Source organism: uncultured Fenollaria sp., from assembly GCF_934202865.1.
Classification (GTDB): Bacteria; Bacillota; Clostridia; order Tissierellales; family Peptoniphilaceae; genus Fenollaria.
In genome coordinates this window covers 38468-56121 of record NZ_CAKPYL010000002.1, presented here as the reverse complement: position 1 = coordinate 56121, position 17654 = coordinate 38468, and the positions used below count along the sequence as shown (strand labels likewise).

Sequence of the window (17654 nt, the reverse complement as noted above, 5' to 3'; positions counted from 1 at the left end):
AAATAGACGACCTAAGCCGTCTATTACTATTAATTATTATCTACAATGTAATACTCTCTTGACCATTCTCTAACTGTCTTGTCTATGTCGATGGCATCGTAGTATCTGTCCTTACCCATGTAAGTGCCGTCAGCATACTTCATGCCCCAAGAGTTAGGGTCGTTTACTATATAATAAAGTCTTCCGTCAACCACTTTATATCCATTGACAATGATGAAGTGACCGCCGCCACCTGTGTAGTACTTGTTGAAGCGAGAATTGTTATCTGGATTGTAACGAAGTGTTGATGAATCGATACAGATGATGCAGATCTTGCCTTCTCTAAGCGGTGCCAATAAGCTATCTGGGTTCTTGTAGAACTTCATTTTGTGTTTAACACCAGAGTCATTTAAGAAGTCGCTTACGTCTGATGTAAACCACCAGCCACCATCATTAACACGAGTGTTTCTAGCAGTTTCAGCTGTGACAGCCTTGTCATATCCCTTTTGGAAATACAAGCTCATTACAGCGCAGCTTGGTCCGCAGTTATTATCAGCGTATTGACCTGTTTCTTTTTGGTCTATATACCAGTCGTAGTCCTTTTGATTAAGAACTTCTAATTCATTTTCGTCCTTTTCTGCAAAAACAAATTCGCCGTTTTCAGCCTTAAAGCTAAATACTTCTGCTAGATGTTCTAGTGGATAGAAAACTGTATCACTAACCTTTTTTACTCCCTCATCAAGTGCAATGACATCATCCTTATAATATATATGGAATTTAACGTCTTCCATCTTATCATAAGTTTCGCTGTCAAGTCTGACTGCTTCTATCGGCTTTTCTGTGCTATATAGCATGCCATCGTCAAGATAATAGAAGCCATCTTCGCTCTTCTTTGGCATAGGAACGCCGTCAACCATCTCATAAACATTACCCACTCTATGTGTAGTTGGATTAAGTAGCTCTAAGAATTGGTCGAAGATGACATATTCTTTGCCATCGATATCATAAGACGTTAATACGCCGTCTGTTCCTGCTGTTGTGTAATGATTATTTATAGTAAATTTAGCAGCATCCTTAGCTCCATCGCACGCAAATAAAAATAAGCTTGCTAGGACAAGTAATGCCACTGCGCTTAATATTTTCTTTTTCATAGTATCCTCCACTAGTCTGTTTCGTATTTTTTAGCTTGCTCTGCTAGATTTTGAAAGAACTGGCTCCTAGGAACTTCTCCCAAATTGATTTTTAGTCCCCTCTTCTTCATAGACTTAAGCTTATAAAGAAGAAGGTTTTCGTCAACCATCAGTCTTTGAGCGAGCTCCATATAGCTCATGCCTTCCTCTATAGTGTCCAAAACTTCGTCTTCGTCAATAAGTAGATGCGCCGCAAAGGTATTGGCCTGAGCTTCAATTATCGAAGACTCCTCCGACAAGCCAAAATCTGCCAGCTCCGCCTCACTTGCATAATCCTTGTGATAGAGGTAGTGACCTAGCTCATGTGCTAGCACTTGTGTAATCACGTTCTCATCCGCATGAGTATTGTAGATCACATAACTAACGCCGTCCAAAATCCTAAACATGCCTAGAAAAGCCGCACCTATGTTAATGGGTATGACTACTACGCCGAGGTTTTCAAGTATCTCGTAAGGATCATTAGTTCCTTGCTCTTCAATCAATGCAAGTGCATCATCTAAATATTTTTCGCTCACTAATTTTTACTTTCCTTATTATTAGTGCCTTGATATTTTGATTTGTAGTAAGCATCTGTGATAGCTTCAACTACAGCCTTTTTGTCTTCATCGCTAAGTGTTCCACCTGCGAATAGGCCTAGCATACCATTTACAAGCATATCATAGTTTTGGTCCTCAACTGGAACCTTGTAGTCGTCATCATCAACCAAAAGGTATGATGCGTCAACTCTAAATATGTTAGCCATTTGGTTATAAATTTTTCTACTACGAGGTCTCATACCATTTACTTCATATCTTGAAATAGTCTTAAGTGATAGACCTAGTTCTTCAGCAAGATCAGTTTGTGTCATGCCTTCCTTTTCTCTTAATCTTTTTAATTTCTCTGCGAAATCCATTTCTTCACCTTCCTATAATATTTTCTTTGTCATTCAAGTACCTTAATTATACACTATGGACATATATATGTCAAGAGATTTTTACAAGAGCTTCCTTAGCAAGTGCATCGGCCATCTCATTGTATTTGTCGCCAGTATGAGCTTCTACCTTATGGAAATGGACCTCGACTTTATCTTTTTTCTCATAAAAAAATTTTTTATATGCCTTAGTCGCGTCCTTATTAGTCTTCCAGTAGCCCATCGCCCAGCTGCGAATGCCTTCGTAATCGTAATAGATGTGGACCTCGTCGTAGCCCTCATCAATTGCGTAGTTAATAGCGAGCATAGACGCTTTTATCTCGCCGGCGACGTTACGAATCGCCAAATGATCCTTATCGTCATAAGCCACCCCAGCCTTATGAATTACCTCGCCGTCCTTTACGAAGATGGCTGCCGCCGAATATTTTTTTAAGATATTACTAAAGCTGCCATCGACATAAGCAAGAAGCTTGCCATCTAGCTCGTGACTTGTCTCGGGCTCGGCACCATCCATGTAATTTTCCGCCTCTTCCATAGTTTTAAATGATTTATAAATCGCGTTCTTAAAGCCGTGGACCTGCTCTTTCGCTTCGTCCCATGTCTCGAAGATGCCAGTTTTGCGGCCAGCCTTTACTGCGTAATACTTCTTCGCCATTATAATCTTTCTGCTAAGTACTTAGCAAAGTATGTGATGATTAAATTTGCTCCCGCTCTTTTGAATGATAGCATTGTCTCCATAATAATATCTTCTTTAACAAGGCCATTCGCAACGGCGTCATAAAGCATAGCGTACTCACCACTAACTGAGTAAGCAACTATAGGTAAATTAGTCTCTTCTGAAGCGAGCTTCATTATATCGCCGTATGCCATGGCTGGCTTAACTATAAGCATGTCGGCGCCTTCATCAACGTCTGAAAGTATCTCTCTAAGTGCTTCCTTTTTGTTTCTGTAATCCATTTGATATTGCTTTCTATCGCCAAAGCTTGGTGCGCTGCCAGCTGCGTCTCTGAATGGGCCGTAGTAGTTTGAAGCGAATTTCGATGCGTAGCTCATGATTGATACGTTTATGTAGCCTGCTTCGTCAAGTGCTTCTCTAATCTTTGCCACACGTCCGTCCATCATATCAGATGGAGCGACTATATCGACTCCTGCTTCTGCCATTGACACGGCAATTTTTTGTAAATAGGAAACGGTTTCGTCGTTATCGACATAGTCCCCGTGAAGTATGCCGCAGTGGCCGTGATCAGTGTACTCGCACATGCAGACGTCACCTATAACGATAAAGTCCTTATCTATCTCTTTGATCTTTCTAATCGCTCTTTGAACGACTCCGTCCTTTGCATAAGCGCCTGAGCCGCACGCGTCCTTATGATCAGGCACGCCAAATAAAATCACTGATAGTATGCCTAAGTCCTTTAACTCTTTAATTACTTCGTCAAGCCTATCGACAGTGTATTGCTTTTGTCCTTTTAGGCTCTTTATCTCTTCGACGCTATTTACCCCATCTTTCACGAAGAGTGGATAGATTAAATCTTCCTTTCTAAGTGATGTTTCAGCAAATACTTCTCTGATATTTGCGTTTAATCTAAGTCTTCTCATTCTATTCTTCATAATTAATCTCCTCTTTTACTAAATCTATCATACCTTCTGAGTCATGCACCTTGGCCTCTTTGTAGACTTTATAGCCTAATGCCTCTATGCTCTTTGTAGTGTATGGCCCTATTGAATATATCCTTGCCTTTGACATTAGCTCTGGATAATATTTATTAAAGCTAATGGCCTCCGATGACGAGAAGAAGAATATGTCGTAAACCCTATCTTCTAAATACATCTTCTCATAGGCTTCGTCGCTGTTTTTGTATATTTCAAAGGCGTCCACATCGTAATCATTAAGAGCCGCTCTTATATTGCCCTTTGCCTTGTCTGAGTGCGGGTAAAGCACTTTAGCGCCCTTCTCGAACTTCGATGTGATATTCTTAATCAATTCATCTGATGTATATTTTTCCGAAACGTAGTCCGCCTTAAAACCATAAGTCTCTATGTCTTTCATAGTCTTTTGACCGATTGAGGCTATCTTAATATTGGCAAATCTTCTAAAGTCTATACCAAGCTCAAGTGCTCTCTTAAAGAAAAATTCTACTGCGTTTCGGCTTGTTAATATTAAATACTTATAGTCCTCGATATTTTTTAGTGCCTCATCAAAGCCATGGTCATGGATGGGCGTGTACTTAATTGTCTCAAGCTCAAGGAACTCGGCCTTATTATCGATTAGAAAATCTTTAAAGTCTTGATTGAATTCTTTTTTTCTAAGCAAAATAAAAAATCTATCCTTAAGAGGCCTATCGCCGAAGAAGTCAATATCATCAGAATATTGAACTACGTCACCAATTACAAAAACCGATGGGTTTTTGATATCGTTAGTAATTTTGCATTCGTAAGCGTCCTTAAGTTTTGTAGTGAAGGACCTTTGATCTGATCTAGTCGCCTTATATATGAAGGCTGCCTTTGTATCTGGATCTTTTCCTGCCGCGATAAGTTTATTAGCTATAGTCTCGATATTGCTCATAGCCATTAGAAAAATCAGGGTCCCTTCCATATGAGCAAGGTTCTCCCAATCAAGCTCGGCTGGGCCATCCATAGTGTGTCCGGTAAATACGTGGAAGCTCCTTGACGTTTCTCTGTGAGTCGTTGGTATGCCAGCGTAGATAAGGCCGCCAATCGATGAGGAGATGCCAGGAACTATCTCTGATTTAATTCCATGCTCCTTTAAGTAAAGCGCTTCTTCAGAACCGCGGCCAAAGACAAGCGGATCGCCGCCCTTTAGCCTAACTGTGATCTTGCCCTCTTCGCTCGCGCACTTAAACAGCAGTTCATTGATTGCTTCTTGCTTCCAAGAGGACTTCATCCCCTCTTTGCCCACGTAAAAAATCTTCGCATCTGCCTTTTTTTCGTTAAGTAAATTGTAATTGATGAGCCTGTCATAAATTATATAGTCGGCCTTTTGTATCAGCCTCAAGCCTTTGACAGTAATTAGGCCCTCATCACCAGGGCCCGCTCCTACTAAATATACTTTAGACATCTATATCTCCTTTAATCACTTCAGTGTTTTTCTTTACATCAGCTAAGTAATTTTCTTTATCCGTATCAAAATCTATAAATCTATATCTCTTTAAGTCATCCGAGGCCATAAAGGCTTTGACGTGCGCCTTATCTCCCTCGCTTACTACATGAATGCCGAGTGGCTTGTTACACGAAGCGCCTGACTCATCTAAAAATGCTCGTTCTATGCCGACCTCGAAATCAGTTTTTTCATCTTGTATTGACTTAAGCATTTCCTTAAGCTCATGATTTTCTTTATTCACTTCAAGTGCTATGACCCCTTGACATGGCGATGGTAAAAACGCTTCTTCGTCCAAATCTATGATGCGTCCACGAAGCCCATCAGCTAAATCAAGTCTATCTATGGCCGCTCTTGATAATATTATGGCATCAAAGCCCTCTGTATCGAGCTTTGCTATCCTTGACTCGATATTGCCACGTATCTCGGCAATCTCATAATATTTTTCGTCCATAGCGAGTAAAAACTTTCTACGAAGCGAGCCAGTTGCGACTCTCATGCCATTTTCAAGCTCAGTCTTGCCCCTATGTTTTTCATTTAGAACGACTATATCATTTCGTCTCGCCCTCTCGCCAAAGAAGATGATTTCAAGGCCATCTTCAATCTCAGACGTCATGTCCTTTAAAGAGTGAACAGCGATATCGATCCTGCCGTCCTTAAGAGCCTCTTCAATCGCTCTAACGAAGACGCCTTTGCCGCCCATTTGACTGATCGATGTCTTCTTGTCGATGTCGCCAAGCGTGTTTATGCCGACCACTTCGTAATCAATATCATAAAATTCTTTAAGTTTACTAAAAACAAGTTCGACTTGCTTCAGCGCAAGCCTACTCGTCCTCGTTCCTACCTTTATCTTCAAAGTCTTCAAACTCCTTTATATAGCGTAAAATTTCTTCCTTAGTATAAGTCTTTATCTTTTTTATTTCATCCTGTTTATGGTAATGGATGTAGTACGATCTAAGTCTAAAAGCCAAATCCAAATATTCATCATCATAAGCTTCATATTTTTTTAAATCATCCATGATGGTCTTGTTTAAGTCAGGAAGCCTTCCTCCTGTAGATATGGAGATGTCGATGCCACCAATCTTTTTCATGTTTATGGAGATAAAATCCGATTCATCGCTTTTGTCACATCTATTAAATAAGATGCCAAGCTCTTTCGCATCAGCCTCGGCTCTTGCATTGACCTCTTCGTCATCACTTGCTATGTATAGTAAAAAAGCTCCTTCTATGTACTCTTTTTTGTATTTATCCTTAATTAGCTTTGTATTTTTGTCTTCGAAACCATCTACAAAGTCCTTAGCAACGACAGTTACTAAGGCACCTTCACTTATTAATGTATTAAACTTTCTTAAAGCGACAGACCCGCCACCAATAATGGTAACAGGTCTATCCTTTATATTAAGAGCTATGCTTAGCATAAGTCTTTAACTCCTCTATCATTTGATCATTGTTCTCAAAAAAGTCCACTCCCAATGCATTAGCAGCTCTAACGCATAGAGGTAGCTCTTGATTAGCGCGTTTGATGACATCCTCGTCTTTGAAGATCTCATACTTAGTGCCTTCTTTGATAAGTTTAGCATCCTTAATTACATAGATGTAGTCCGCCATTTCATAACAGAATTCCATATCGTGAGTAGATATAATTAAAGATGAGTCCTTGGAAATATTTCTAATAGTATTTTTTAATATACCTATAGAGACAGGGTCAAGACCGGCGGTTGGCTCATCCATAAGGATGTACTTTGCTCCTAAAGCTATGGCAGAGGCTATAGCTACCCTCTTTTTTTGTCCGTAGCTTAAGAAGTGAACCGGCATATCTTTTAGCTCGTAGGCATTGGCACTCTTTAAAGCTCTCTCAACCCTTTCCTTGACAGTGTCTTCATCATAACCAAGGTTTCTAAGCGTAAAAGCAGTGTCGTCAAAAACGTCCGAGTAAAAGATTTGATTGTCAGGATCTTGAAATACCATAGTCACATTCGTTCTGTACTTAATCAAGCTCTTCTTATCGTAGCGAAGTTCTTCGCCATCAGCAAGTATCTCGCCCTTGTCCTTCTTTAAAAGCCCCAAAATGTTTTTGAATAAAGTAGTTTTTCCTGCACCATTTTCTCCAATAACCATAGTTATAGCGCCGTTTTCAGTGCTTAAACTAATTCCATCCAAAACTTTTTTGCCGCTTTCATAAGTATATTCTAAATTCTTTACCTCTAACATTCTATCACCTTACTGGAAATTCTCCGTCATATAATTTAATATTGAGAGCATTAGTCATCTCTTCGTTTCTTTTTAGTATGCCTAGCATCATATTCTCTATAAATACTTTTACAGATTTAAGCGCTTGTTTATTGTTTATAAAGCCAAATTTAATCTCAAGAGCATTGATATTCACTTGTGCTTCCTCTATCATAATGAAGATAAAGCGGTAAATTAACATGAATAGCTCAATAAAAACATTTGGTAAGTGCATAAGCTTAAAAACTTTTATGATGTCGACCATGGGCGTTGTAACGCTCAAAAAGATTACAGATGATGTTGCAGCTAAGGCCCTCATAAAGACTTGCAAAAATAGTTTTTCCTGTCCCTTAATAATGCCAAAATATCCGCCAAATATAGGTACGTAGTAAGAGTAATTATTTTCCTTAGAAAAACCTATTACTAAAAATATCGTTCCTAATAAAATGAATATCACAGGCACTTTGATAAAAGACATAACATTTCTAAGCCTAAATTTTGCAAATGTAAGCTCAATAAAAATTATCGTTATAAATATAGCGAGATTCACATATATATTATCTAAACCTATTGCTAAAACAAGTAAGGCCATAGCAAATAAAAACTTGTACATAGCCTTGACATGCCTTAAGCCGTTCGTGTAGGCAAATTGATCAATGAGTAGCAATCTGTTTTAGCTCCTTTATTTGCTTTCTTTTTTGCCAGCAGCGCCTTTCCAGTTACCAATGATGTAGCCTATAGCTCCAGCACCGATAGCTGCTTGTAGTCCGAACAATAAGGACTCGATTTCTCCCGAAGGTGGTTCCCATAGTGATTCGAACCAAGGTTCATATCCTGGATTTAATGTTTCTATCTCTTCACTTGCCATACCGTCAGCTCCACCATATTCACCTTGAACAAAGACTAGCGGAATAACTACTATTAGTATTGCTAAAATAATTAGCATCCAATTAGTTTTCTTAGATTCTTTCATTTTTAAGTACCCCCTCACCTTTGTATCTAACCATAAGGTTAACAACTACAACAGTCAATAAGCCTTCAACTATAGCGATAGGGATTTGAGTAACAGCAAATATCGATAAGAACTTAGCTAGAGCTGCACCAAAGCCTATGCCTTCGTTATAAACTATAGCAAGTTGAGTCGCAGTGATAACGTAAGTGAATAAGTCACCAAGAGTTGCTGCTAAAAATACTGCCACGCTTCTGTTTTTGTTTTTCAATAGTTGATAGATGGCAAAAGCTAAAAATGGTCCAGCTATAGCCATAGAGAAAGTATTAGCACCTAAAGTAGTTAGGCCACCGTGAGCTAATAACAATGCTTGGAATAGTAAAACAATTAAACCTAAAACAGATGTTTGAAGCGGTCCAAATAGTATAGCACCTAGACCAGTACCTGTTGGGTGTGAACAACTACCTACTACTGAAGGGATCTTCATAGCAGATAATACGAAGATAAAGCCACCTGCAAGTGCAAGTAGAACCTTCTTTTCGTTTGAATCAGAGCCTTTAGCAATTTTTCTAATACCAAGTATGATAAATGGTAGTGATATTAGTCCCCAGATTATGCACCACTCTTTAGGAAGGTAACCTTCCATGATGTGCATTGCGTAAGCGTCTGCGGATAATAAAATTAGCGAAAGACCCATGAGAATGAAATTTTTCTTCCTCATAAATTATTCCTCCTTTTATTTTCCTACGCAAAGACTCCTTTTAAAAATCAGATTGATTTAGAAAAGAACCTCTCTTTGCCGAAGGTATTTCTTGATAGAGTAAGGTTTTCCGGCTAGCGCTTTAAGCCCTTGTAAACGCCTTCCCATTATTAAACGAATAACAGTGACATAAGTGTTTACTCAGTATGCGCCCACGGCAGCGGCGACTGCGTTTTTTTAAACTTCCCTTAAACAATATCAATATAATTATAACACTAGATAAATTAAATTGCAAGGCAATAAGAACATATAAAACAATTTATAAGTATAGAATATTGCCTTTTATAAAAAAAAGAAAGAGTGGCAACGCGCCACCCCTTCTTCGTACGAATCAATATTTACTTCTTTCTACTAACTGTTCCAGCGTAAGTAACTAAAGTATCTTTACTTCCGTCCGGATAAGTTATCACAGATGTTCTTGCAACTCTAAGTGTTCCAGCGTAAAACTCATCTTCATAATAGTATGTCGTATTGAAATAAGCTCCAAAAGGAACTGCTACAGATACTATTACATCCTTTGTTTCACCGCTTGGCATAGGTCCCATTACTTGATAACTAAGTCCTCTCTTTTGATTACTTATAGAGTTAACTAGGACATCATAGTTGGCACCGTCATGGTGATTCCTCATGCTTGACGCATTAGCTGGACTAATAGCTGCGCTTAGTAGAAGCAAAACAGTCATGACAATGGCTAGTGATTTCTTCATGCTTTCACCCCCCTTTGTATAGACAGTAATTACTATCTTTACTATAGTATATCAGATATATGGTATAGAAATAGTAACAAAAGAGTAACAAAGGAGTAACAAAAGAGTAACAATTAGTATGAGGCATAAAAAATCTGCCACCATATCAGTGACAGATAATAATCTATTGAACTTTTTCTTTTGCATGTTCCAAACCTTGTTTATACAGCATCAAAACGTGTTCGTCATCAAGTGAGTATATCAGCGCCTTGCCATCTCTCTCGTACTTAACTAGGCCAAGGTTTCTTAATATCCTTAGGTGGTGACTAACAAGTGGCTGTGTCATGTTTAGTGCGTATGAAAGGTCTGTAACGCACATCTCGCTTAGGCTTAGCGCGTGTATGATTTGTATTCTTGAAGGCTCGCTAAGCGCTTTCATGATGTCTGCAAGTTTCTCAACTATCTTATAATCGATGACATCGTTTTTTATCGCGTCTAAATCTTCTTGACTTAATACTTTATTTTCCATAATCTCCCTCCAAGTCTCTCGTTATGCTTACAAAGTCATCAAAGCTCAGCTCCTCTGCCCTTGCATTTTCACCTTTGCCAATGGCCTTTAGTGCAGCCACTGTATCCTTTTTATCTATACCCACTTCGCTGTTAAATAAAGCGTTCGCAAGTGTTTTTCTTCTCTTCATAAAAGCTGCTCTAATTATCTTTAAGAATAGCTCTTCGTTTGCTAAATCTTTTTTCTTCTTTTCTATATATAGTACTGCTGAATCAACTTTTGGCTTTGGGTAGAAGCAGTCCTTTGACACGTTAAATGCAATGCGCGCATCACCATAAGCTCTTGTGAATACTGAAATGCTGCCGTAGTCCTTTGATTTTTCATCGGCGACTATCCTTTGAGCGACTTCTTTTTGTACCATAACCGTGATTGAATCTATCTCGAGTTTTGACTCAAGTAAGAATGTTAATATGGGTGTCGTCACATAATACGGAAGATTGGCGCATACTTTGAACGGACCGCCTGTCAAAGCCTTGATCTCCTCTTCAGTGGCGTCTATAAAATCTTTGTAAATGACCTCGACATTCTCATGCGGGCCGAGTGTTTCCTTGTGTATCTCTCTAAGTGATTCATCAAGTTCAAAGGCTATGACTTTTTTCGCGTGTTTTGCGAGCTCTTCGGTCAAAGTGCCTATGCCGGGACCTATCTCCATAACGATAGTGTCCTTTGTGATGCCGCTTTCCTCAGCTATCTTTCTAATTATATTGCCGTCGATCAAAAAGTTTTGTCCAAGCGCTTTTTTAAATTTAAAGCCAAAGCTTTCTTGCAGCTCTTTGAGTCTTGCTATGCTATATAAACCTTTTTCAGTCAATTTTCTTCATAGCCTCCTCAAAATCTTCTCTCGAAATTTGATAATTGTTTAGTGCGTCGAGCATCTTTTTTGCGTTTGAATTAGATATTTTTAGTATGCTCGCAAGTTTTTCGCGTCTCTCCTTAGAGCCATCTGCGCCTAATAGACCTGTCTCATACAAATCTTTCGTTGTATATAATACAGTCCTCTCCTCTGTCGAGGCTCTTGCATTCATCAGCGCATCGATAATTGCCTCCTTCGAAGCATTTTCAACGCCTATATCATCTTTCTTAATCGCATCTGATTGCTTTAGATAAGCGTTTTTACAGCCCTTAACATTTTCATTTATGGTGCGTCTAATCATCTTGCCAGCGTAATCAGGGTCAGTAAATACAATTACTCCCCTCGTCTTAACAGCTTTTCTCAGCTCATCGAAGAGCGTCTTTTTTATTTTATAGCCATGTGTCGCGACGATGTCGGCATCTATAGCATTTTTTATCTGAGCGATGTCGTCCATTCCCTCGACAACTATGAGTTCTTTAATCATTTTTCACTCCAAAAAATTCAAATGCGTTCTTCTTTGTGGCTTCAAGCACTTCGTCTACGCTAATATTTTTAATCTCAGCAAGTTTTTCTGCGACCAAAATGACTTTTCTCGGGTCATTTCTCTTGCCTCTGAAAGGCACTGGCGTCATATATGGTGAGTCTGTCTCTATAAGCAAATCTTCTAGAGCGACCTCCCTTGCTACGTCTACTGTGTTTTTCGCGTTTTTAAAAGTTAGTGCTCCTCCTAAAGCTAGTTTGTATCCTAATTTTAAGAACTTTCTCGCCATCTCTATGGATCCTGTATAGCAGTGGATCAGAACTTTCATATCCTTAGCGTATTTCTCAAGTATTTCATAAGTCTCTTCCATAGCTTCACGCGTGTGAATAACGATGGGCACATCCATTTCTCTAGCTAAATCTATCTGGTCAATAAAGACTTTTCTTTGCACATCTCTTGGTGAAAAATCATAGTGATAGTCAAGACCAATCTCGCCTATCGCCATTACCTTATCCTTTTTTAATAGCTCTTTCAGTGCCTCGCGCGTCTCGGCTGTGTAATCCTTTGCCTCATGCGGATGCACACCTACAACTGCGTAGACGTGATCGTATTTTTTTGCAAGTTCATAGCTCGAGTAGCTCGTTTTAAGGTCTGAAGCTATATTGAAGAAATAGTTTCCGCCAGATAAAATATCGGCTATGACTTCGTCTCTATCCTCATCAAAGGCCTCATCATCAAGATGGGCGTGTGAATCAACGAATATCATTACGCGATCACTGAGCCTGATGGCATATCTTCAAGCGATGTCACTAGCGACAAGTCATCGCCGTTTTCACAAGCAAGTATCATACCTTGAGACTCAACGCCTCTAAGCTTTCTAGGCTTTAAATTGCATACAACGACAACCTTCTTGCCTATGATGTCCTCTGGCTTGTACCACTTTTTGATGCCGCTAACAATAGTTCTTGTCTCGTCACCTATTTTAATAGTGTTAATCAAAAGTTTATCAGCTTCAGGATGTTCTTTTGAATCAATTACTTCGCCTAATCTTAGATCAAGCTTAGCAAAATCATCAAATTCTATAGCTGGCTTAGTGTCAAGCTCCTCTGCCTTTGCCTTGCCATCTTTTTCTTCTCTTGACTTAATTAAATTTGCGTTTTCTGTAAGTAGTCTTTCTACTTCTTTTTCAACGTCAAGTCTTGGGAATAGTGTATCTATCTTCTTTACAGTGTATTTGTCTATTTTGCCAAATTCATCGCACTCTTCATATTTCATTTCTTCACTTAAGCCAAGCGCTTCTCTGATCTTCTTAGCAGTATCAGGGATGAATGGGCTTAGTAAAACAGATGAAATTCTTAATGCTTCAAGTAAATTATATATGATAGTTTCAAGTCTTTCCTTGTGTTCATCATCGTTAAGGGTCCAAGGGCATGTTTCGTCGATGTACTTATTGGACCTTCTGATTAGCTTAAAGACTTCGTCAATGGCTACCGATAGGTTAAGGTGTTCCATCTTTTCATCAAGAACAGCTTTTCTTGTTAAAGCCACATCAATTAAATCTTTATCGATTGAATCAGTAGATGTCTTTTTATTAACAGGGCCGCCAAAGTACTTTTCTGCCATGGCAATAGTTCTTGAAACCAAGTTACCAAGGTCATTTGCAAGGTCAGAGTTAACCCTTTCCATAAACTTTTTGCTTTGAAAGTTACCATCGCTACCGAAGTTAAACTCTCTTAAAACGTAGTACTTAAGAGCATCTCTGCCATATAGCTTAACTATTGGCTCAGGGTAGATGACATTGCCTTTACTCTTACTCATCTTGTCGCTTTCAAAAAGTATCCAGCCATGGCCAAAGACTTTCTTTGGTAATGGTAGAGCTAATGCCATTAACAAAGCTGGCCAAATAATTACGTGGAAACGCAAAATGTCCTTACCAACTAAGTGAATATCAGCTGGCCAAAGCTTTTCAAATTTTTCATCGTCTTGTAAATATCCTGCCGCGTCAATGTATGACGACAAAGCGTCTATCCATACGTAAACAACGTGTTTTGGATCGAATGGCACTTGAACGCCCCAGTCGAAGGATGTTCTTGAAACGCATAGGTCTTGAAGGCCGTCCTTAAAGAAGTTATTGATCATCTCAGTCTTTTTAGACTCAGGCTCAATAAATTCTGGATGCTCTTCGTAATATTTTAAAAGTCTGTCCTTATAATTACTTAATCTGAAGAAATACGCTTCTTCATGAGCAGGATGCACTTCTCTGCCGCAGTCAGGGCACTTGCCATCGACAAGTTGAGACTCAGTCCAGAACGACTCACATGGAGTGCAGTAAAGACCTTCATACTCGCCCTTGTAGATGTCGCCTTGCTCGTAAAGCCTTGTAAATATCTTCTTAACCATCTCATCGTGAGACTTATCCGAAGTTCTTATATACTTATCATATCTAATGTCAAGTAAGTCCCATAGCTTATATATTTCTTTGTTAATATTAGTAACGAATTCCAATGGAGTAACGCCAGCCTTTTCAGCGTTCTTTTGGATTTTCTCGCCGTGTTCGTCGGAGCCAGTAACAAAATATACATCCATGCCTTGAAGCTCTTTGTACCTCTTAAGCATGTCCGCAACTATAGTCGTATACGTGTTTCCTATGTGTAAGTAACCACTTGGATAATAAATTGGTGTACTTAAATAATATTTTTCCATCTTATCAACTCCTCTTCCCATAATTATAGCATAAAGAGACAAAAAAATCAAAGACCGTTTATATATAGTCTTTGATTAATTTTAAATAAAACGCCCTCCCACAAAAGAAGGAGAAAAAAGTTTGCGGGAGGGATAATATAATATAATCTTACTGCATCCATCGTATCACTTTGCAAATGAATTGTCAAGTCATTTAGTTAAAGTAATTGAATTTTTTGCAAAATAAATGGATGTCATTAACTGGCATCCATAAGCATGATTATTAAATTAATTAAGCGGCTTTATCGCGAGTATCTTGCCACGCTTGATGAACTCGTCAAGACCTTCGTGGCCCCACTTGTTTAGGTACTCCTCTGTCAAGTCCTCTTCTACTATAGTGTACGGCATAAAACCGACCTTCTCTAAAATCTTATTCAGAGCCTCTGAAGTGATCGAGCCTCCGACTCATGTCGCGTGAAAGATGGGATCGGCTAGTATATCATCAGGCAGCTTTTTTATCTGAATGATGTCACTTATCGAAACGCGTCCGCCCGGCTTAAGCACGCGAAATATCTCTCTGTAGACCTTTTCCTTGTCTTCAAGTAGATTGATTACGCAGTTTGATATAACAACGTCAAAGGTATTGTCAGGCAAATTGATCTCATCAATATCCGAGACTAAAAATTCTGCATTGTCAAAGCCTCTCTTGTCGCGAATGAAGTTTGCGCGCTCGACCATCTCAGGCAATCTATCAATGCCCAAAGCCTTGCCCGTGCCGTGCATCTCCCTCGCCGCTTTGAAGACATCGACCCCTTTTCCGCAGCCAAGGTCAAGTAGCCACTCGCCATCTTTTAGCTTAGCATTTTGAATGGGATTGCCACAGCCAAGACCCAAGTCGCCGCCAAGCTCTATGTCCTCGTCCGTGTAGCCGAGTGAATAGGCAACCGCCCTTTGCTTTTCCTCGTCCGAAACCTGATTGTCCTCGGCTATCCTTTTATAAAATTCATCAACAAATTCTTTTGTATTAATCTTAGTCATTTAATCACCATAGTTTATATACCCATGGCGTTTACGATTCAAAACTCATCATACTAAGCAAAATCGTTCCCACAAACAAGGCTCCTCCAAAGACGGCGTATAAAGGCATAGCGCTTAAGACTCCCAAAGATGCAAGTCCCGCGAAGCAATATGCGTATATGGCGAACCAAAATATTGTCAGTGCCGGGTCGTCTAATTTTATCTTTATTTCTTTTCTCCTCAAAACGATTTCCCTAATCAGCCTAATAAATATATATAGCCACAAAACTACAAAGGCGACGAAGGAAAACCATTCGTCTGTTACCTCATTTAGCTTAAGCGATATAAAGCTTAAAACGCCAACTGTTGCGACTGACATAAAACCTATGATTATGGCGGCAATCACGTTTTTGATTATGGATTTTTCATTGCGGCGCCAATATTTTTCTGAATAATAAATTATCGATGGTGTTTCAAACATATAGCCGAGGAAGTTCACCCAGATGACCGACATGAAGGTATGATGGTCGATGACTAGGTTAATGGGTCTTCCGTCCCATACCCAAAAGCCGCCTGATAGCCTTATCGCGGCTACATCTAGTAGGAGGTCCATCGACACAACGAAAAAGCCTGATAACAGCGCCGTCATTATTGGGCTGAGCTTAAATTTCTTGGCAAGTCTATAAGCACAGACGGCCACTGCGCCCCACATCAGTCCGCCGAAGAAGGGGAATTGATATGGCTCTATGCCTATCATTATGTAATAGAGGTTCGAGTAGTGATAGATGTCTGTTAGGCGCACCGCAAGCAGCTCAAGCGAAAAACCCGCTATAGCCGCTGATATAAACATGTATAGCTCGTTCCACGCCTTCTTCTTAATCACGTCAAACAAAAATATTGCCACGATTATGTAACAAATTATTTCAAACGCATTGATCCAATTCATAACTAACTCCTTTATTTGTTCTATAAATATATTATATCACAAATTTGCATATAAAAATGGGGAGCATTTCATGCATATAATTAATGCTTTTGCTCCCCATGAATATTTATAAATTGTTCTTATGAAGCCTCATGTGCTCTCTGCTCGTCAAAAAGTCGTTGTGGCCTTGGCTGTCTTCATTCAAAAAGTGATTGTGCTCATGCTCATGTGTAAAAACGTGTGTATGCATGTATCCATCGTGCGTATGCCTAATGGTATGCGTATGCAAGTGCGTGTGTTTAATTAAGCAAGTGTCAATAATTACAAAAATGGTTCCGGCTATCATAAAGATAAGCCCGATGAAGTATGAAGTGCTTAGCGCCTCTCCATTGACAAGGAAAGACAAAAACGTTCCGATAAATGGAGCGATGGCGTAATAGGCACTGGTTTTTGCCGCACCCAAATCTCTTTGACTGCGCACATACAAGAATATACTTAGTCCATAAGCAACATAGCCAAGCAAAAGTGCATAAGCAATGTAGCGAGTCTCAGGAAATTTCTCACCTATGATTATGGAGATGATTAAAGAAGCAACTCCCGAGCAAAGTCCTTTTATAGTAACGATTTCATAAGTAGATTTGCTTGAAATTTTTCGCGTGCAATTATTTTCAAAGCCCCAAGACATTGTTGCCAGTATGACAAATAAAGATCCATACGAGAATCTAAATGAGCCTTCGCCCTCGAACGATAGAATTATGCTCGATAAAGTAATAAGTGCGATGGCTATCCATAAATTTTTCGAAACATCCTCTTTAAAAATCGCTAGAGCGATGATAGTTGTCGCGACTATTTCAAAATTGCCTAGTAGTGACGCGTTCGCTGACGAGCCGATGGATATGCCGATCATCAAAAGTATTGGCGCAATAACATCTAAGACCACCATGAGTATAGTGTATGGCAAATCTTTTTTTGTCAGTCTCATGGACTTGTCCTCGTTTTTGTAGTGAAATAAATACATGATGCCAACGCCGATGCCTGCTCCGAGATAAAGGAAAGCCGCCATATACGTTGGAGGAACCTTGTTTAATAGCAGTTTTGAGAATGGCGTGTTAAGCGCATAAAAGCTCGCCGCGAGTATAGCGCAAATTATTGCAGTGATTTTATTTTTTTTATTCATATGAATCTACTCCTATCTGTTTTATACCTATATTATATCACAAAATTGCATATAAAAATGGGAGCATTTGCATCAAAATTTCAATGCATTTGCTCCCCATAAGTTTTTTCATTTTGTTTTATTTATTAAA

At 39.3% G+C, this 17654-nt stretch carries 21 protein-coding genes and 1 riboswitch; all 21 genes read right to left on the bottom strand.

The features are described 5' to 3' along the window. Nucleotides 1–29 precede the first annotated feature (29 nt). Nucleotides 30–1130, bottom strand: coding sequence for a hypothetical protein (locus Q0E71_RS00510; RefSeq protein WP_294794434.1), 1101 nt, complete (start codon nucleotides 1128–1130; stop codon nucleotides 30–32). Nucleotides 1131–1141: 11 nt separating this feature from the next. Next, nucleotides 1142–1684 carry an ImmA/IrrE family metallo-endopeptidase gene (locus Q0E71_RS00505; protein ID WP_294794427.1) on the bottom strand — a complete coding sequence of 181 codons (543 nt, stop codon included), beginning with the start codon at nucleotides 1682–1684 and terminating at the stop codon, nucleotides 1142–1144. After that, a complete protein-coding gene (locus tag Q0E71_RS00500; protein ID WP_294794419.1) occupies nucleotides 1684–2061 on the bottom strand; it encodes a helix-turn-helix domain-containing protein in 378 nt (125 codons plus the stop codon). Before Q0E71_RS00500 ends, Q0E71_RS00505 begins: the two co-directional genes overlap by 1 nt. Nucleotides 2062–2131: 70 nt before the next feature. Beyond that, nucleotides 2132–2734, bottom strand: a complete 603-nt coding sequence (locus Q0E71_RS00495) for a ribonuclease H family protein (RefSeq protein WP_294794412.1) — start codon at nucleotides 2732–2734, stop codon at nucleotides 2132–2134. Then, nucleotides 2734–3690, bottom strand: coding sequence for a porphobilinogen synthase (gene hemB / locus Q0E71_RS00490; protein ID WP_294794406.1), 957 nt, complete (start codon nucleotides 3688–3690; stop codon nucleotides 2734–2736). The genes Q0E71_RS00495 and hemB overlap by 1 nt, the downstream gene beginning before the upstream one ends. Then, nucleotides 3680–5158, bottom strand: coding sequence for a uroporphyrinogen-III C-methyltransferase (cobA, locus tag Q0E71_RS00485; RefSeq protein WP_294794399.1), 1479 nt, complete (start codon nucleotides 5156–5158; stop codon nucleotides 3680–3682). Before cobA ends, hemB begins: the two co-directional genes overlap by 11 nt. Continuing rightward, entirely contained in the window at nucleotides 5151–6053 is a 903-nt protein-coding gene (gene hemC, locus Q0E71_RS00480) for a hydroxymethylbilane synthase (RefSeq protein ID WP_294794391.1), read from the bottom strand. Before hemC ends, cobA begins: the two co-directional genes overlap by 8 nt. After that, complete coding sequence (locus Q0E71_RS00475; protein ID WP_294794385.1) at nucleotides 6022–6615, bottom strand: bifunctional precorrin-2 dehydrogenase/sirohydrochlorin ferrochelatase; 594 nt, start codon at nucleotides 6613–6615, stop codon at nucleotides 6022–6024. Before Q0E71_RS00475 ends, hemC begins: the two co-directional genes overlap by 32 nt. Then, nucleotides 6596–7408: an energy-coupling factor ABC transporter ATP-binding protein gene (locus Q0E71_RS00470; protein ID WP_294794378.1), complete on the bottom strand. Its 813-nt coding sequence runs from the start codon at nucleotides 7406–7408 to the stop codon at nucleotides 6596–6598. Before Q0E71_RS00470 ends, Q0E71_RS00475 begins: the two co-directional genes overlap by 20 nt. Nucleotides 7409–7412: 4 nt before the next feature. Further along, nucleotides 7413–8093, bottom strand: a complete 681-nt coding sequence (locus Q0E71_RS00465) for a CbiQ family ECF transporter T component (protein ID WP_294794371.1) — start codon at nucleotides 8091–8093, stop codon at nucleotides 7413–7415. A gap of 15 nt (nucleotides 8094–8108) precedes the next feature. Further along, the gene (locus Q0E71_RS00460; RefSeq protein WP_294794363.1) at nucleotides 8109–8399 is read right to left on the bottom strand and encodes an energy-coupling factor ABC transporter substrate-binding protein; all 291 of its coding nucleotides are present in this window, start codon (nucleotides 8397–8399) and stop codon (nucleotides 8109–8111) included. Further along, nucleotides 8386–9096 (bottom strand): energy-coupling factor ABC transporter permease, encoded by a 711-nt coding sequence (locus Q0E71_RS00455; RefSeq protein ID WP_294794356.1) that lies wholly within the window; start codon nucleotides 9094–9096, stop codon nucleotides 8386–8388. The genes Q0E71_RS00460 and Q0E71_RS00455 overlap by 14 nt, the downstream gene beginning before the upstream one ends. A gap of 80 nt (nucleotides 9097–9176) precedes the next feature. After that, a riboswitch (cobalamin riboswitch) is annotated at nucleotides 9177–9368 on the bottom strand. Between the two features lie 105 nt (nucleotides 9369–9473). Continuing rightward, a complete protein-coding gene (locus tag Q0E71_RS00450; RefSeq protein ID WP_294794348.1) occupies nucleotides 9474–9842 on the bottom strand; it encodes a hypothetical protein in 369 nt (122 codons plus the stop codon). A gap of 163 nt (nucleotides 9843–10005) precedes the next feature. Further along, nucleotides 10006–10350 (bottom strand): metalloregulator ArsR/SmtB family transcription factor, encoded by a 345-nt coding sequence (locus Q0E71_RS00445; RefSeq protein WP_294794341.1) that lies wholly within the window; start codon nucleotides 10348–10350, stop codon nucleotides 10006–10008. Further along, nucleotides 10340–11200 carry a 16S rRNA (adenine(1518)-N(6)/adenine(1519)-N(6))-dimethyltransferase RsmA gene (gene rsmA / locus Q0E71_RS00440; RefSeq protein WP_294794324.1) on the bottom strand — a complete coding sequence of 287 codons (861 nt, stop codon included), beginning with the start codon at nucleotides 11198–11200 and terminating at the stop codon, nucleotides 10340–10342. Before rsmA ends, Q0E71_RS00445 begins: the two co-directional genes overlap by 11 nt. After that, entirely contained in the window at nucleotides 11193–11726 is a 534-nt protein-coding gene (rnmV, locus tag Q0E71_RS00435) for a ribonuclease M5 (RefSeq protein ID WP_294794317.1), read from the bottom strand. Before rnmV ends, rsmA begins: the two co-directional genes overlap by 8 nt. Beyond that, nucleotides 11719–12489: a TatD family hydrolase gene (locus Q0E71_RS00430; RefSeq protein ID WP_294794301.1), complete on the bottom strand. Its 771-nt coding sequence runs from the start codon at nucleotides 12487–12489 to the stop codon at nucleotides 11719–11721. The genes rnmV and Q0E71_RS00430 overlap by 8 nt, the downstream gene beginning before the upstream one ends. Beyond that, a complete protein-coding gene (metG, locus tag Q0E71_RS00425) occupies nucleotides 12489–14426 on the bottom strand; it encodes a methionine--tRNA ligase (protein ID WP_294794295.1) in 1938 nt (645 codons plus the stop codon). Before metG ends, Q0E71_RS00430 begins: the two co-directional genes overlap by 1 nt. 444 nt (nucleotides 14427–14870) lie before the next feature. Then, nucleotides 14871–15443, bottom strand: coding sequence for a methyltransferase domain-containing protein (locus tag Q0E71_RS00420; RefSeq protein WP_294794280.1), 573 nt, complete (start codon nucleotides 15441–15443; stop codon nucleotides 14871–14873). A 31-nt stretch (nucleotides 15444–15474) separates the two neighbouring features. Beyond that, complete coding sequence (locus tag Q0E71_RS00415; RefSeq protein ID WP_294794274.1) at nucleotides 15475–16368, bottom strand: carotenoid biosynthesis protein; 894 nt, start codon at nucleotides 16366–16368, stop codon at nucleotides 15475–15477. A gap of 106 nt (nucleotides 16369–16474) precedes the next feature. Next, nucleotides 16475–17524 carry a DMT family transporter gene (locus Q0E71_RS00410; RefSeq protein ID WP_294794265.1) on the bottom strand — a complete coding sequence of 350 codons (1050 nt, stop codon included), beginning with the start codon at nucleotides 17522–17524 and terminating at the stop codon, nucleotides 16475–16477. Between the last annotated feature and the right edge of the window lie 130 nt (nucleotides 17525–17654).

What these genes read in the sequence shown, in the direction of transcription:
- Q0E71_RS00410 (WP_294794265.1), bottom strand. Translation starts at nt 17,524, where the DNA reads ATGAATAAAAAAAATAAAATCACTGCAATAATTTGCGCTATACTCGCG.
- hemB (WP_294794406.1), bottom strand. Translation starts at nt 3,690, where the DNA reads ATGAAGAATAGAATGAGAAGACTTAGATTAAACGCAAATATCAGAGAA.
- Q0E71_RS00445 (WP_294794341.1), bottom strand. Translation starts at nt 10,350, where the DNA reads ATGGAAAATAAAGTATTAAGTCAAGAAGATTTAGACGCGATAAAAAAC.
- rnmV (WP_294794317.1), bottom strand. Translation starts at nt 11,726, where the DNA reads ATGATTAAAGAACTCATAGTTGTCGAGGGAATGGACGACATCGCTCAG.
- Q0E71_RS00500 (WP_294794419.1), bottom strand. Translation starts at nt 2,061, where the DNA reads ATGGATTTCGCAGAGAAATTAAAAAGATTAAGAGAAAAGGAAGGCATG.
- metG (WP_294794295.1), bottom strand. Translation starts at nt 14,426, where the DNA reads ATGGAAAAATATTATTTAAGTACACCAATTTATTATCCAAGTGGTTAC.
- Q0E71_RS00415 (WP_294794274.1), bottom strand. Translation starts at nt 16,368, where the DNA reads ATGAATTGGATCAATGCGTTTGAAATAATTTGTTACATAATCGTGGCA.
- Q0E71_RS00420 (WP_294794280.1), bottom strand. Translation starts at nt 15,443, where the DNA reads ATGACTAAGATTAATACAAAAGAATTTGTTGATGAATTTTATAAAAGG.
- Q0E71_RS00455 (WP_294794356.1), bottom strand. Translation starts at nt 9,096, where the DNA reads ATGAGGAAGAAAAATTTCATTCTCATGGGTCTTTCGCTAATTTTATTA.
- Q0E71_RS00430 (WP_294794301.1), bottom strand. Translation starts at nt 12,489, where the DNA reads ATGATATTCGTTGATTCACACGCCCATCTTGATGATGAGGCCTTTGAT.
- Q0E71_RS00470 (WP_294794378.1), bottom strand. Translation starts at nt 7,408, where the DNA reads ATGTTAGAGGTAAAGAATTTAGAATATACTTATGAAAGCGGCAAAAAA.
- Q0E71_RS00460 (WP_294794363.1), bottom strand. Translation starts at nt 8,399, where the DNA reads ATGAAAGAATCTAAGAAAACTAATTGGATGCTAATTATTTTAGCAATA.
- Q0E71_RS00510 (WP_294794434.1), bottom strand. Translation starts at nt 1,130, where the DNA reads ATGAAAAAGAAAATATTAAGCGCAGTGGCATTACTTGTCCTAGCAAGC.
- Q0E71_RS00495 (WP_294794412.1), bottom strand. Translation starts at nt 2,734, where the DNA reads ATGGCGAAGAAGTATTACGCAGTAAAGGCTGGCCGCAAAACTGGCATC.
- cobA (WP_294794399.1), bottom strand. Translation starts at nt 5,158, where the DNA reads ATGTCTAAAGTATATTTAGTAGGAGCGGGCCCTGGTGATGAGGGCCTA.
- Q0E71_RS00450 (WP_294794348.1), bottom strand. Translation starts at nt 9,842, where the DNA reads ATGAAGAAATCACTAGCCATTGTCATGACTGTTTTGCTTCTACTAAGC.
- Q0E71_RS00475 (WP_294794385.1), bottom strand. Translation starts at nt 6,615, where the DNA reads ATGCTAAGCATAGCTCTTAATATAAAGGATAGACCTGTTACCATTATT.